The organism is Hirschia sp. (assembly GCF_058892565.1).
In genome coordinates, this window is sequence record NZ_JBZXVU010000008.1 from 59,298 (window position 1) to 73,597 (window position 14,300).

Genomic DNA, 14,300 nt, shown 5'->3' on the forward strand with positions numbered 1-14,300 from the left:
AATTAGTTATTATTAAAATAGGAGATTGAGGGTGTTGGATGGTTTTGAGATTTTGTCTTTATTTATAAAGTTGATGGGGCACGCCATTTTTATAGGTATTGGCGCGACTGCTATTATGGATTTGTGGACGTTTTTTTTAAGGTGCGCATTTAATATCAGAGGGTTGGATTTTGCATTGGTGGGACGCTGGTTGGCGCATATGCCGAGCGGAAAATTTATGCATCAAAGTATTGGCAATAGTCCTAAAATATCAGGAGAAGCCGTAATCGGCTGGACGGCGCATTATGTGATCGGGATTATATATGCTGCAATTGTTGTGCTTATATGGGGAGAAGCGTGGATAGATACCCCATGCGCGACGCCTGGAGTGATTGTCGGTGTGGCGACAGTTACTGTCCCATTTTTCGTGATGCAGCCTTGTTTTGGAATGGGAATAGCAGGCAGCAAAACACCAAATCCACTTTTTGTGAGAGTAAAAAGTGTTACTTCTCATTTTGTGTTCGGATTAGGTATATATGGGGCGGCATTGCTGATCAGCAGTGTGGTGTAAAAGGTTTCAAAACCCCACGAAAATCCTTGTTGAGGGGTTAAACCTTCTCGGAGATTTTGATCGCTGCTCGGCAACCTGCTTTTATGAAGGCTGAGAGAAGTGGGTAGGCTGGAGCTTCGTGGGCACCTTCTTCGACGGCCAAGTCTTTATGGGCGGCTTCTTCATCTCGAAATTGTGCAAACATGGGAGAAAGCTCTGTTTCTCCTTCAGCCTCTAATTCTTTGACCTGATCATCATAATGCTTTTCGATGACTGTTTCGACCGCTTCAGTGCAGGCGTGAGCGGCCTTTTCACCGAGCAATGCGGTTGCAACGCCTAGCCCGTATGCTGCAACGCCCCAGATGGGCGTCATCGCTGTTGGGCGCACGCCTTTGGTTTGGATGAGTTCATCAAAGGCTGCGAGGTGGTGTTGTTCTTCAGCTTCCATCTCGGTGAGTTGTTCAACGATACGGGATTTGCCGTGAAGCCTTTCAAAAACAGCACGTTGGCCCTGATAAATAGCGACGGCGGCATATTCACCAGCATGGTCAACACGCACCATTTCTTCTGTGCGTTTGGGAAGAGGGCGATTGCGAGGCATTGTGTTCACTCCCAGCTGGTGGTTTTGCGTTAGCATATGAAAGCTAGATCAATTTTTTTGCTTACGAAAGGCGCAAACAAAAGAGGTGAGCATTAATAGCATTGATCCGATTGCATTCATATTGGCCATAGTGACGCCCATAATAACAAGCGGTGGTTCATCACATTTGCCAACAACCATTGGGCTATCAAGCGCTAATGATTGTGATGGATCAAAATCCACGCTCTGGCATCCTGCATGGAAAATGCCCCATTCAACCCCGGAATGGTAGAGCGCGTAACCAGTTCCATAAAGGAAGGTGAAACCAAGCAAAATGCATGTTGTTTTAAACATTGGCCAGCTGGGTTTAGCGCGGGCGAGGATGATACCAGACAGCGCAATAAAAATCGCAACCCAGTATGGTTCTCTTTGCTTGAGGCACAGATCACAAGGATACATTTTACCAAAAGTTTCAAAGGCATGAGCGCTAGCCAACATGAATATGCTGGCCAAAAGGGATACATAAACCCATGTGCGCTGTGAGAGAATAGAATTCATCATGAGATAGTTTTTATTGCAAATGCCAAACAACGCAATGCATTATGTTGGCATTGTGATTTTACGTGATGAATATCGCAAAAGCTTAGCCGCCTAAACCTAGTAAGAGCTTAATTCCGGCGGTTCCGACAGTCAGTAATATGGCAATCCAAGCGGAACCTAAAATCAGACCGCCTGTCGTTAATAGGCCATCTCGCTCTAGCATACCAAAAGAAACCATCGCAACAGCAAACCCTGGAACTGTGTTTGTGCTTGGCAAAGGTGTAAGGATAGAGAGACAAAATACCATCAAAACAAGGCCAATAACGCGTTCGAGTTTGGAGCTAGTTAGGAAAGTTAGGCGTGGGCGGGAGAGTTTTTCAACCCAACCAAAATATTTGCGTCCGCCTTTGGCTGTTTTTTCTAAGCCTTCTTTTGAAATTTTGCGTTCTGCAAATTTTGAAGGAAGCCAAGGTTGTTTGCGTCCCATAACCATTTGCGCAGCAATGGCTGCCATCGGCAATGATACAATTTGAGGGACACCATAAAGAAAAGGAATACAACAAGGTAGAGCCAGAATGAAAAGCGCCGCGCCAAATGCTTGATCACCTAAAGCATGGGTGAGTTCTTTGAGGGAGATCCCTTCCTCGGGCGCTTCTTCGGCTAGTTTTTCAATCGCTTCAATAAGACTAGGTTTGTGAAGAGTGTCTTCAGTTGTGGTATTTGATGTCGTGTCTGAAGCTAAATTAGTCATCGCCTGATACTCATACTGGAAGTTAGGATTCACTGCGAGAATCCCCTTGTCGACAGGACTAAAACATCATTGTGACAAGAGAAAGTTAAAGGTCTTATTACCTGTTAAAATATGACCCCTAAGCATAAATAAAAAAAAGTCTATAAAATAGTTTGACCTTTGAGCATGTCTCTGCCATTTTCCCGCCTCGCTTAGGTTGCCTCTGTGGCGGAATTGGTAGACGCGCTGGATTCAAAATCCAGTTTCTTCGGAAGTGCCCGTTCGACTCGGGCCAGAGGTACCAAGCGAAATTCTCAAATTTGTGTTGATGTCGTGTGATCAAGCTGTCGAGTTAGTGTCGAGCTGGTGCCATTCTTTTGTGTCTTGAATGCAGATCTTTTGTTAGCTCGGTGCTGGTTTTCTATACATTCGATGAATGCCGCTTCAATATTGCGAAGGTGGCACGGTAATTGCTGCTTTTCAGATTGTTATGTTGCAATCTGGGGGTGTGGTAATGAATTTTCACGATCGACAATTTTATGCGTCTGGTTATGGCCAATCAAATCCAAAAGATTATGGGCGTTTCGGTGCACAAAAGCGGAGCATGTCTAAAACTATCTTTGTCGTCTTTGGATTGTGTTTTGTGTCGACGCTTGTCTATTTAAACAGAGACAAGCTGGAGGATGAGTTGCAAGGCTTGCACAAATTATCCTTGCAAGTAGAGCAGTTTATATCCCGTATTTAACTGAGTTGGAATAAGACTTAGTCGGCTGAAGATTTTCAGTTTGCTTTTGCTTGTAAAAATGCCCACATCCATTGCGCAACATTCGCGTTGTCTTCTTTTGTGTCCTTCAGGGAGATGAGGGCTTCATCTACCATATCTGAATCAAATTTAGTTCCGCGCCGAATATTGTAGAGTGCGGCAGCATACTCATCACTAAATTCTGGATGACCTTGAAATGTGAGGGCGGGAGCATCTGGATAGTAAACGGCGGCTAATTCACAAAAGTCAGATAGTGCGATGAGCTGGGCGTTTGCGGGAAGCGCGACAACTTGATCTTGATGGCTGACAGATAAGCTAAAAGATTCTGCATCTGTATTTAACCATTCTGGTTTATGTACAAAATTATAATGGTGGCGGCCAATTCCCCAGCCTTTGGGAGATTTGATAACTTCTCCGCCAAGTGCTTGCGCGATGGCCTGATGCCCAAAACAGACCCCAATAAGAGGTTTGTTTGCTTTTGCCGCTTCCTGAATGAATGTGAATAGAGGCTGCATCCAAGGCCAGTCTTCGTATACGCCAGCAGGAGAACCTGTAATCAGGAAGCCATTAAAGGCTTCAATGTCTGGAATATCGCTTTGCTCAAATTCATGATGACAAAAGCTGAATGTTTCAAATTCTACGTCTTGAGTGGCTAAACCAATAAGCTGTTTGAACATTTCTGGATAGGAAATGAAATCTGCACGAATATCTTCAGGAGGTAGTCCAGTTTCAATAATTGCGATTTTCATGACGATTCCCAAGATAATAATTTACGATCAGAGATTTCGTAGATAAGGGCGCGGCTAGCCTTTGAAAAGATGGAGTTTTTAAGAATGATCCGCAAGTAGAGAAATGTTAGCGCTATAACATGAAATATAGTGAAGACTATTTGGTTCTGTGACTTTGGAACACGTTGACACCTCTTTAAGAGCGTCTAATTACAGTAGACAAAAATGATGAAACAGCATTCGCAAATTCTTACGCGGAAAAGGGGCATTCATGGCCAATCAGGTCGAGGCAGACAAGCGTCCATTGTCGCCGCATCTTCAAGTCTGGAAATTCCACCCGACAATGTTAACGTCGATTCTACAACGTATTACTGGCGTTGGAAATGCAATCGGTGTTGTGTTAATCGTCGGTTGGTTGTTCGCAATAGCATCGGGCAGCGATGTTTTTAAATGCTTTGATGTGTTCTTCACATCTATCTTCGGCAAGATCATCTTGTTTGGTTTTACTGTTTCAGTCATGTACCACCTTGGACAAGGCATTCGTTTCTTGTTTTGGGATGCAGGTAAAGGTTTTACACCTGCCGTCGCTAACTTCTGGTCATATTTCACAATAGCTTTTGGTCTACTCGGCGCGGTCGCTGTCTGGATCTTTGCGGGGCTTGTGCCCGGCATAGCGATTTAAGGGAGCGCTTTATTATGTCTAACTCTATGCGCACACCACTTGGTAAAGTTCGCGGTCTGGGTTCTGCTCGTGATGGTGCAGGTCACTTTATTGGGCAACGCGTTTCAGCCGTCGCTCTCGTATTCCTTGTACCTTGGTTCCTGATTTCTCTTTTGGGCGCAACGCGCGGTGATAATACACTTGAGCGTTTTGCGAACGCGGAAGCTTGGCTTTCTCAGCCGTTGAATGCCATTTTGGTGCTTCTAGCCGTTTGTGGCACAATTTATCACATGCGTCTTGGATTGCAGGTTGTGATTGAGGATTATATCTCAGGTCACATGCCCCGCATCGTTTTGTTGATGCTAAACACATTTCTCAGCTTCGCGTTGATCGCTGCGACTGTGTTCTCCGTATTTAAAGTTGCAGTAGCATAATTTTTGATCGCCCCCATAATATTTGGCGCGGGCGCATGAAAGGCAAGACGAAATGAGCGAATATGAATGGGTAGATCACACATTTGACGTTGTGGTTGTTGGTGCTGGTGGTTCTGGTTTGCGAGCTGCTCTTGGTGCTGCTCAAGCTGGATTGAAAACAGCGTGTATTTCTAAAGTGTTTCCAACACGTTCTCACACAGTTGCGGCTCAGGGTGGTATTGCTGCTTCTCTGGGTAACATGGAAGGCGGCGATGACTGGCGCTGGCACATGTATGACACTGTAAAAGGGTCTGACTGGCTGGGTGACCAAGATTCAATTGAATATCTTGTACGCCACGCACCAGATGCTGTGTATGAGCTTGAGCATTGGGGAATGCCTTTCTCTCGGACTGATAAGGGTGAAATTTACCAACGTGCTTTTGGTGGAATGACGCGTGAATACGGGAATGGGCCTGCGCAACGTACGTGTGCGGCGGCTGACCGTACTGGCCACGCCATGCTTCACACACTTTATGGTCAGTCTCTAAAGTATGATGTTGAATTCTTCATCGAACACTTTGGTATGGACCTTATCATGGATGATGAGGGTGCTTGTCGTGGTGTAACAACATGGCAGCTAGATGACGGCACAATGCACCGTTTCCGCGCGCAACGCGTGATTTTGGCGACAGGTGGATATGGGCGTTCATTCTTCTCATGTACATCAGCGCACACATGTACGGGTGATGGGAACGCAATGGTATTGCGTGCTGGCCTTCCTCTTCAAGACATGGAGTTTGTTCAATTCCACCCAACAGGTATCTATGGATCAGGTTGTCTGATTACTGAAGGTGCGCGCGGTGAAGGTGGATATCTCACAAACTCTCAAGGTGAGCGCTTTATGGAGCGTTATGCGCCATCTGCAAAAGACCTTGCATCGCGTGATGTTGTGTCTCGTTCAATGACAATGGAAATTCGTGAAGGTCGCGGTGTTGGTCCTGAGAAGGATCACATCTTCTTGCACCTTGATCACCTCGACCCAGATATTTTGGCAGCACGTTTGCCGGGTATCTCTGAGAGCGCGCGCGTGTTTGCCGGTGTGGATGTAACCAAAGAGCCAATCCCAGTGATCCCAACAGTTCACTATAATATGGGTGGAATTCCAACAAACTATCACGGTGAAGTTCTGACCAAGAAGGGTGATGATCCTGATGCGGTTGTGCCTGGTTTGATGGCTGTGGGTGAAGCGGCATGTGTGTCTGTTCATGGTGCAAACCGTCTTGGGTCTAACTCATTGATCGATCTTGTGGTGTTTGGCCGTGCGGCTGGTTTACGCTGTGGTGAGAAGCTTGAAGTGAATGGCCGTCAGCCAGAGCTTCCAAAGAATGCTGGTAACAACGCAATTGAGCGTTTGGACAAATACCGTAATGCTAAAGGCGGTACACCAACTGCTAAATTGCGCTTGCAAATGCAAAAAGTCATGCAGTCTAATTGTGCGGTTTACCGTACGGGTGAAACACTGGAAGAGGGTGTGACGAAAATTGCTGAATGTTATGAAAGCATGCCTGATCTAGCCGTGACTGACACAAGCTTGATCTGGAATACAGACCTTGTGGAAACACTTGAGATGGATAATCTGATTGCTCAGGCAGCTGTGACAGTGAATGGTGCTGCTAACCGTAAAGAAAGTCGTGGTGCGCACGCACGTGAGGACTTCTCAGACCGGAATGATCCAGAGTGGATGAAGCACACATTGGCTTGGTGTGACGATAAAGGGAATGTGAAAATCGATTACCGTCCGGTGCACGAATATACAATGTCTGATGACATTGAATACATTGTGCCAAAAGCACGCGTCTATTAGCGTTTTCTAAGTATAAAAAAGAAAGCCCGCGTCAAGTTTAATGCTTGGTGTGGGCTTTTTTATTTGCGCTCCAAAACTAGCGTGTGCGTTGATTTTGGGCAAAAATCTAAAAAACAAGTTGAATAAAAATACAGTAAGTTTCTGAGTATTGATTGACCCAATCCTGTCTGGGGCGTTAAAACTGAGAGATGAATATATGGGGACCGGAAACTGATTTTGGCATGTCGAGCGAAGACATGCGTGACGCGCTGGACCTCCATCTGGCGCGTAATATTGGTGAGTTTCAGACAGTTTTTACTGATGAAGATGGATGGTCTGGAAATTCGTCCGAGGACGGACCACCTATTGATGTTTTGGTTGTGCCGCCCGACGGTGAACGCAAGTTTGCTTATGTGACGAGTTTTGGGTGTTCTTTCGCGCCGCTTCCATCCAAACAATATAGCGAACAAAAAATTGTGAAGCGTGTCGAATTCGTGCTGGCGGCCCAGCAAAATGGCAATGACGAAGATGACTTAAAGGCCTTAAATCTGGCTGCGAACACTGTGCGCCAATTTGCGAAACTCGTGCATATAAACGGGGTTGCTGTAGAGGAAGGGGAAACAGTCATGTTTTCTGAAAAACCACAGCCTGTTTTTGAGGGTGCAGATTTTTGTGGCTTTGGTTTTGCTAAACCGCTATTACCCGGCGTGGGGTTTGAATGCATGCATTCCGAAGAGGGCGATGAAAACAGCTATGTGCATTTTGTTGCGCCTATCCCTTTGTATAAAGAGGAAATGGAGATTTCTTCTGAGCAAGGGCCGGATGTACTTTGCGCAAAATTGGTTCAGGCCGGTATTACTGAAATGATCGATTTAAAACGTGCTAATATTGCGCCTGCAAGCGCTGTCTCTCTGACACCCAATAAGAGAGAAACCAAGAAAACGATATGGGATAAAATGTTGTCTTGGATTGGCATAGATTAGCCAATAAACTATTCTAAACATAGAAATATCCTGAAAAACCCGAAAAACATTGAGAATGATTTTCAGGTGCGAAAATTTTTCTTGTTTTTAGCGCTACCAAAGACTGAAGCACACTAGGCATTTACGATTAGCTCGTTAGATTGCCGATAAATAAATAAAAAAGGTTGTGGACATCATGGTTCAGCTAACGCTTCCGCAGAACTCTAAAGTTAAAAATGGTAAGACTTGGTCTGGCCCTAAAAGTGAAGGTGCTTCCTCACTTAAGACCTTTCGGATTTACCGTTTCGATCCAGACACTGGTGAGAACCCGCGTTGGGATACTTATGAAGTAGACACCAAATTATTTGGACCAATGGTTCTTGATGCATTGATCTATATCAAGAATGAAGTTGACCCAACTTTGGCATTCCGTCGCTCATGTCGTGAGGGTGTGTGTGGATCATGTGCCATGAATATTGGTGGTCGCAACACGATTGCCTGTACGAAAGGCCATGATGAATTTAAAGGCAAAATCACAATTTCGCCTTTGCCTCACCAGCCAGTTATTAAAGATCTTGTGCCAGATCTTTCTCAGTTTTACGCACAGCACGCATATGTTGCGCCATATTTGCAAACAACAACACCAGAGCCTCAGCGTGAGTGGAAACAAACACCACAAGAGCGCGAAAAGCTTGATGGTCTTTATGAATGTATCATGTGTGCATCCTGTTCGACATCTTGTCCGTCATACTGGTGGAATGGTGACAAATATCTTGGCCCTGCAGCTTTGCTTCAAGCTTACCGTTGGTTGATTGATAGCCGCGATGAAGAAACAGGTTCGCGTCTTGATGATCTTGAGGACCCGTTCAAGCTTTACCGTTGTCACACGATTATGAATTGTGCGCAGGTTTGCCCGAAAGGCCTAAACCCAGCTGAAGCAATCGCTAGCATCAAGACAATGATGGTTGAGCGTCGCGTTTAAATTATTATTTGGCTGTTATCTTGCAGTTCAAATTCAAAAATAAGAAACGAGCAAGATGATAAGTCTTGCTCGTTTTTCTTTGCGTTCTAATCTGTTCATAGTGTACTCAGGTTAGCTGTGTTAATAATCGGCTAACGATTTCAATTATCAAGGGGGCTGTTATGGCTGGTTTGAATTTAATGGACATGCTTGCATCTGGTGCAGGCCAAGGTGCTCTTAGTCAATTAGGCAAGCAATTTGGGCTAGATGAAAGCGCAACACAATCAGCGGTAAAAGCGCTATTGCCAGCGATTTCCGGTGGATTGAAGCGCAATGTCGCTCAACCCGGCGGCCTAGAAGCGCTTATGGGTGCTCTGCAAAATGGTGATCACGCGAAATATCTTGAGCAGCCTGAAACATTAAATACAGCTGAATCCGTCAATGATGGAAATGCTATTCTGGGTCATCTTCTTGGTTCAAAAGAAGTGAGCCGTGAAGTCGCCGCTAAAGCCAGTGAGCGTGCAGGTGTATCAACTGATCTTATGAAACAATTGCTGCCAATGGTTGCGACGATGGCTATGGGTTCACTTGCAAAGCAATCAAAGGATCCAGATGTACCGGTAAACCTAATGGGTAATTTTGGTAGCATTGCGTCAGCAGCACTTGGTGCAGCAGCTATGAGTGGCGGATCAAGCCAATCTGGCGGTGGCCTTCTTGGTGGATTACTGGGCGGCCTTATGGGCGGTGGTAAGCAACAACAAGCCTCTGCAAATAGTGGTGCTATGGGTATGATTGGTAATCTGCTTGATGCCGACAAAGATGGCAGCGCTATGGATGATATTTTTGAAATGGTTATGAAGCGCCGCTAATCGGCTTTATTCATCGATATTTTAATGAAAACCGCTCTGAGAAGGGCGGTTTTTTTGTGTTCTAAAATCCTGCTGGCGGCGGCAAGTCTTTCGTAGATAAACATAGCGCTTGAAAGCGCTCTCCCATTTGATCCGGTGCCATGATGCGCATGGCTCCTTCAGAAATTTCGTCAATTTTATCAGGGTTTTGGTTGATGAGTGCGTTAACGCGCTCGACGCCGCCCAGTGCATTTAAAAACCATCCTTGAGGGCTTGGGCCAGCAATTTCTAAACCGTGTGTTTTTGCTGATTTTACGACTTTAGCAAAATCAACATCTGCTGTTAAATCGACATTTCCAACATTTGAAAGGGGATCAACTTGTTTGCCATCTGAATAGGCGCGCAATGTATCTCCGGGTGTTGAATTGGCTGGTCCATAATCTATGAAAAGGGCACGCGAATTGCCATGTTTGAGGCGGTCTGAAATTAATTCAATAAATGCATCCAAAGCCGAGGATATCTCAACGACATCTTGCACCATGTCTGACAGATTATCGGGTGTGTTTTCGGTCTCAGTACTTATCGGACTAGATATGCCAAGCATAAAGTTTCCGTTTTTATCCAAGCCGATTTTACGTTCACACCACGCGCCGTCTTGGCGAATAAATTGCCGAATGGGCAAGCAATCGAGCACTTCATTGGCTAGGATGATGGATGGGCCATTTGGAATATCCGTTAGCTCATTCACCCATTGGGGGTTTTTTAGAGCTGATAATCGTTTTGCCTGTATTTTTCGTAGAGATGGCGAAGGTTCTATAAGATAAGGGCGGGCAGCGTCGTGGAAGCCTGCAATTTTTGCAGTGGCACGCCAAATATCTTTCATCATGATACCGCGTCCGGGGCCCATCTCGATAAGATAGAAGGGGGATGGGCAACCCATTTGTTGCCATTCATGAGCAGCCCAAACACCAAGCATTTCACCAAATATCTGACTGATTTCAGGTGCTGTCGTGAAATCTTTGCCGAGGCCTGGACGCGTGGCGTAATAGCCTTGTTTTCTATCAAACAAAGCAAGCTGCATGAAAACTGACAGTGAGATCGGTCCATCAGTCTGAATGAGAGACTTTAGGCGTTCCTCTAATGTTGGCTGCTTAGACACGGCATTCACGATTGAGAGGCTGGGTCTCTGTTTGGCTTCTTCTTGCCGCCATTGGGTTTATTAGCCCGATTGATAAGATAGAGACCACCAATTATCATTGGTGCTGACAGCAGCATGCCCATGGTGACGCCGCCCGGCAAGAAGCCGATATGTGAATCAGGCTCTCTGAAATTCTCGACGATTGTACGTGCAGATGCATATCCAATGAGGAAAATACCGGTTGCCATGCCTGGTTTGCGATAGATTTTGAATTTCCAGATTGCAAAAGACACGATTGAGAAGAGTAAAAGTCCTTCCAAAGCAGCTTCATATATCTGGCTGGGGTGAACTGGCACTTTTGATCCTACTGGTGCACCAAGAGAATTATAATACCATTGATGAGATCCAAAATCATAAGCTGGGAAACGGATCGCCCACGGAACATCTGTCGGGCGGCCATACAATTCACCATTGATGAAGTTTGCAATGCGCCCAAGGAATAGTGCGATAGGGGCTGTCGCTGCACCGATATCGGATAGGTTTAGCAATGAAAGGCTGCGTTGTTGGGCCGTGTAGGCCATCGCAAAAGCAACACCAATCAAGCCTCCATGGAATGACATGCCGCCTTCCCACATTTTGAAGATCATGAGCGGATCGTTGAATATGCGGTCTGGTTCAAAGGGAAGCTGATAGAATAGAATATAACCAAGGCGACCACCAATAAGCACACCCATCATGGCCCAGAACACAAAATCATCTAGGTCATCTTTAGAGAGCGGGCTTTTGCCATTAGCTGCCGACCAGAGTTTATTCTTGGATATGAGGTAGCCTGCATATTTCCATGCGAGCAGCAATCCAACAATGTAGGATAGGGCGTACCAACGCAATGGGAATGGACCGAGTGTAAAATCACCAAGCGATAATGCGGGTATTGTGAATACTGCCGGATCTATTTCCGGAAAAGGTATTGCCACAAACATGCTGTCACGTCCTTTTAAACCAAGCTCTTTTGAGAAACGCCTTTGCAAGCGCGCTCATAGTCCACTATGTGTAGAGCATGCAGTGCCACGGCGAGGTCGCCGGGTCCAGAGGCGAGACATTAAGAAATGCAAACAAAAAACCCAATTTTTGACGAAGCAGCGAAATTTGTCACAGGTGCAATGGGCGCTGCACAAGCAGCAGGCGATGAAGCTAAGGGATTGTTGCGTGCTCAGACAGACCGCGTGATCTCGGAAATGGATTTAGTTAGTCGTGAAGAATATGATGTTTTGAAAGAGATGTTTCTGGCTTCTCAGAAGCGAGTCGAAACATTGGAAGCGCGCCTTCAAACATTAGAGAATCGCCTTAATACTGAGATTGAAGGCTAGAAGCCAAAAATATTTACAGAGGTTAACTTTACCGCTGTTGTGTATGGCGCTAACGCCGTTTAAAGCGATCTGCTGTTTTGTCCGCTTATTTTTAAAAGGGTGCCTATATGACGGCTCTTTCGTCTCACCAACATGAAGCAAATGATGATACAATGGAGATCATTGAACAATGCTTGACGTCTGCCGAGTGGGGTGCCGAACGTTCTGATGAAAAGAGCGTGAATTGTGCCGCTCCGACGCGCTGGGGCGAGTGCGGTGGATTGTTTGTTCTTAGAGATGAACCACGTGCTGTGCATTTTTCTTTGTCAGTAGATATGCGTGCTCCAAATACGCGCCGGTTTGCTGTTCTTGAATTGCTATCCATGGTGAATGAACGCTTGTGGATAGGCCATTTTGAATATTGGAGTGACGAAGGCATTATCATGTATCGTCACACATTGCCTTTATTATACCGTGAAGCGCCGGAAAAAGGCGAAGTGGAAGCTGTTATGCATGCATCTGCTGAAGCGATTGAGCGTTTTCTGCCAGCCTTTAACTTTGTTATATGGGCTGGAAAATCCCCCAAACAGGCTTTAGAGGCAGCCTTGTTTGACACTTTGGGTGAGGCTTAGAAACTTTAGCTTTATCCTGCCACTATAATTTATCGGGTGAATTTTATGTCTACCGCATTACAATCTAAATCTGTTGCAACACTCATTGGTGGGGGGCGGATGGGTATCGCTATGGCGAAAGGTTGGTTGAACAATCTGGATGCGGCTGGATTGCAAAGCGTCAACATTGTGGACCCGACACCTTCAGACGCGTTGCGTGAGTTGAGCGGTAAAACAGGCGCTGTATTAAATCCTGAAGCTCCTGGGCCGGTTGATGTGCTTATTCTTGCTATTAAACCGCAGGTGTTTTCTAAAGTGACAGCCGATGCTGCCAAATGGGTTGGGCCAAATACATTGGTCATTTCCGTCATGGCGGGCATCACGATTGAGCGATTGGCAGAAGAAACAGGCGCGCGCAAAGTTGTGCGTGCTATGCCTAACACACCCGGTGCTGTTGGTGCTGGTGTGACAGCTTTTTGTGTCTCTGATGCGTGTGATGAAGCTGATAGCTCTAAGGTAAATGCGTTGTTGGCATCTTTGGGAACTGTTGAAGGTCCGCTAGAAGAAAGCCTAATGGATGCCGTGACCGTGGTGTCTGGATGTGGTCCTGCTTATGCGTTTTTATTGGTTGAAGCTATGGCGGCAGGCGGTGTTGCACTTGGACTTGAAGAGGGGATGGCACAGCGTCTGGCCCGTCAGACAGTTATTGGTGCAAGTGTCCTCATGGAAAATGATCCAACTTCGGCGGAAGATTTGCGTAAGGCTGTTATGTCTCCCAATGGTGTAACCCAAGCAGCAGTTGAAGTGATGATGGCTGAGGGTGGCATTCCTGATGTCACGAAAGAGGCATTAAGAATCGCTAGAGACCGCTCCATCGCCTTGTCTAAGGGAACATAGTCCCTATATCTACCCTATTCCAGTTATCGCTTTTGCGGTAGACTGGACATAATGGGAGATTGGAAGGGATTTATGTTTTTTAATCAAAATCGAGCCGATAATCCACCATTGCAAGCAGCTGCAAAAGCAGCATTGCTGTTAGCTGGGTCTACTGCATGGGAAAAAATCAATGTGCAGGATATCGCCAATACGGCGGACCTGAAGCTCGCTGATATATATGATTTGGGTGGAAAACCCGTATTACTGGCTGAAATAGACAGCATGTTCGATCGTGTCATGGGGGAGGGTTTATCGCTCTTGCTGCCGGACGCATCAGAGGATGATCGGCGAGAACGTTTATTGCATGTGATTATGCAGCGTTTCGATGCTATGGAAAATCACAGATTAGCGATTGAAAATATTCAAGATTTTTACGCCAAAACACCAACCGAATTGGCAAAGGCGGGAATGCGACGCACGAAGACAGCTAAATGGGCTTTGTTTGTGGCGGGTGTAGATGAGAAAGCAATTGGAACCAAAGCATTGGGGCTAACGGCTATTTTACTACGCGGCATGCGCGTTTGGTTAGCAGATGAAGATGCTCACGATAAAACAGCGGAAGCGATAGAAAAAGACTTAAGCAAAGTGCGGGGCTGGAAACAGGATATTGTTAGTTTCTCCGAGAACTTTCACGATCGCTTTTCAAGCTTTACGAAGAATGCTTGGAAACGCGGGCGTCATTCTAAGGATGAAGAAGTTTAAGATCGCTCT

General features: G+C 45.9%; 18 protein-coding genes and 1 tRNA gene. 13 read left to right on the top strand and 6 right to left on the bottom strand.

Going from position 1 to position 14,300, the window contains the following annotated elements; translation table 11 throughout:
- The first annotated feature begins 31 nt into the window (after positions 1-31).
- Positions 32-550, top strand: a complete 519-nt coding sequence (locus AC5EF3_RS03050) for a DUF2938 domain-containing protein (protein WP_493546982.1) — start codon at positions 32-34, stop codon at positions 548-550.
- Positions 551-587: 37 nt separating this feature from the next.
- Here the strand turns inward: AC5EF3_RS03050 and AC5EF3_RS03055 are convergent, their stop codons facing one another.
- From AC5EF3_RS03055 to AC5EF3_RS03065, 3 genes are all read right to left on the bottom strand, one after another.
- Positions 588-1,130 (bottom strand): demethoxyubiquinone hydroxylase family protein, encoded by a 543-nt coding sequence (locus AC5EF3_RS03055; RefSeq protein WP_493546983.1) that lies wholly within the window; start codon positions 1,128-1,130, stop codon positions 588-590.
- 48 nt (positions 1,131-1,178) lie between these two features.
- Entirely contained in the window at positions 1,179-1,670 is a 492-nt protein-coding gene (locus tag AC5EF3_RS03060; protein ID WP_493546984.1) for a disulfide bond formation protein B, read from the bottom strand.
- A gap of 82 nt (positions 1,671-1,752) precedes the next feature.
- Entirely contained in the window at positions 1,753-2,400 is a 648-nt protein-coding gene (locus AC5EF3_RS03065; protein WP_493546985.1) for an exopolysaccharide biosynthesis protein, read from the bottom strand.
- A gap of 198 nt (positions 2,401-2,598) precedes the next feature.
- Between AC5EF3_RS03065 and AC5EF3_RS03070 the strand changes: the two genes are divergently transcribed.
- Both AC5EF3_RS03070 and AC5EF3_RS03075 read left to right on the top strand, forming a co-directional pair.
- Positions 2,599-2,683 (top strand) — tRNA-Leu (locus AC5EF3_RS03070).
- Between the two features lie 210 nt (positions 2,684-2,893).
- Positions 2,894-3,124 carry a hypothetical protein gene (locus AC5EF3_RS03075; protein WP_493546986.1) on the top strand — a complete coding sequence of 77 codons (231 nt, stop codon included), beginning with the start codon at positions 2,894-2,896 and terminating at the stop codon, positions 3,122-3,124.
- A gap of 35 nt (positions 3,125-3,159) precedes the next feature.
- Here AC5EF3_RS03075 and AC5EF3_RS03080 read toward each other — a convergent pair whose 3' ends face one another.
- Positions 3,160-3,891, bottom strand: a complete 732-nt coding sequence (locus AC5EF3_RS03080) for a glutamine amidotransferase-related protein (protein ID WP_493546987.1) — start codon at positions 3,889-3,891, stop codon at positions 3,160-3,162.
- Between the two features lie 250 nt (positions 3,892-4,141).
- On the opposite strand from AC5EF3_RS03080, the gene sdhC reads away from it, so the two are divergent.
- From sdhC to AC5EF3_RS03110, 6 genes are all read left to right on the top strand, one after another.
- Positions 4,142-4,552 (top strand): succinate dehydrogenase, cytochrome b556 subunit, encoded by a 411-nt coding sequence (gene sdhC, locus AC5EF3_RS03085; RefSeq protein WP_012778161.1) that lies wholly within the window; start codon positions 4,142-4,144, stop codon positions 4,550-4,552.
- Positions 4,553-4,566: 14 nt separating this feature from the next.
- Positions 4,567-4,965, top strand: coding sequence for a succinate dehydrogenase, hydrophobic membrane anchor protein (sdhD, locus tag AC5EF3_RS03090; RefSeq protein ID WP_012778162.1), 399 nt, complete (start codon positions 4,567-4,569; stop codon positions 4,963-4,965).
- Positions 4,966-5,017: 52 nt separating this feature from the next.
- Positions 5,018-6,808 carry a succinate dehydrogenase flavoprotein subunit gene (gene sdhA, locus AC5EF3_RS03095; RefSeq protein WP_012778163.1) on the top strand — a complete coding sequence of 597 codons (1,791 nt, stop codon included), beginning with the start codon at positions 5,018-5,020 and terminating at the stop codon, positions 6,806-6,808.
- 188 nt (positions 6,809-6,996) lie between these two features.
- A complete protein-coding gene (locus AC5EF3_RS03100; protein WP_493546988.1) occupies positions 6,997-7,770 on the top strand; it encodes a suppressor of fused domain protein in 774 nt (257 codons plus the stop codon).
- A gap of 175 nt (positions 7,771-7,945) precedes the next feature.
- Positions 7,946-8,731, top strand: coding sequence for a succinate dehydrogenase iron-sulfur subunit (locus AC5EF3_RS03105; RefSeq protein ID WP_012778165.1), 786 nt, complete (start codon positions 7,946-7,948; stop codon positions 8,729-8,731).
- Positions 8,732-8,892: 161 nt separating this feature from the next.
- Positions 8,893-9,579, top strand: coding sequence for a DUF937 domain-containing protein (locus AC5EF3_RS03110; protein WP_493546989.1), 687 nt, complete (start codon positions 8,893-8,895; stop codon positions 9,577-9,579).
- Between the two features lie 61 nt (positions 9,580-9,640).
- Here the strand turns inward: AC5EF3_RS03110 and AC5EF3_RS03115 are convergent, their stop codons facing one another.
- Both AC5EF3_RS03115 and lgt read right to left on the bottom strand, forming a co-directional pair.
- Positions 9,641-10,717: a class I SAM-dependent methyltransferase gene (locus tag AC5EF3_RS03115; protein ID WP_493546990.1), complete on the bottom strand. Its 1,077-nt coding sequence runs from the start codon at positions 10,715-10,717 to the stop codon at positions 9,641-9,643.
- A gap of 5 nt (positions 10,718-10,722) precedes the next feature.
- On the bottom strand, positions 10,723-11,676 hold the full coding sequence (lgt, locus tag AC5EF3_RS03120; protein ID WP_012778168.1) for a prolipoprotein diacylglyceryl transferase: 954 nt from the start codon (positions 11,674-11,676) through the stop codon (positions 10,723-10,725).
- Positions 11,677-11,802: 126 nt separating this feature from the next.
- On the opposite strand from lgt, the gene AC5EF3_RS03125 reads away from it, so the two are divergent.
- From AC5EF3_RS03125 to AC5EF3_RS03140, 4 genes are all read left to right on the top strand, one after another.
- Complete coding sequence (locus AC5EF3_RS03125; protein ID WP_493546991.1) at positions 11,803-12,063, top strand: accessory factor UbiK family protein; 261 nt, start codon at positions 11,803-11,805, stop codon at positions 12,061-12,063.
- 107 nt (positions 12,064-12,170) lie between these two features.
- Positions 12,171-12,674, top strand: a complete 504-nt coding sequence (locus AC5EF3_RS03130; protein WP_012778170.1) for a type III secretion system chaperone family protein — start codon at positions 12,171-12,173, stop codon at positions 12,672-12,674.
- A 45-nt stretch (positions 12,675-12,719) separates the two neighbouring features.
- Positions 12,720-13,550 carry a pyrroline-5-carboxylate reductase gene (proC, locus tag AC5EF3_RS03135; RefSeq protein ID WP_493546992.1) on the top strand — a complete coding sequence of 277 codons (831 nt, stop codon included), beginning with the start codon at positions 12,720-12,722 and terminating at the stop codon, positions 13,548-13,550.
- Between the two features lie 72 nt (positions 13,551-13,622).
- The gene (locus tag AC5EF3_RS03140; protein WP_493546993.1) at positions 13,623-14,291 is read left to right on the top strand and encodes a hypothetical protein; all 669 of its coding nucleotides are present in this window, start codon (positions 13,623-13,625) and stop codon (positions 14,289-14,291) included.
- Positions 14,292-14,300: the final 9 nt, after the last annotated feature.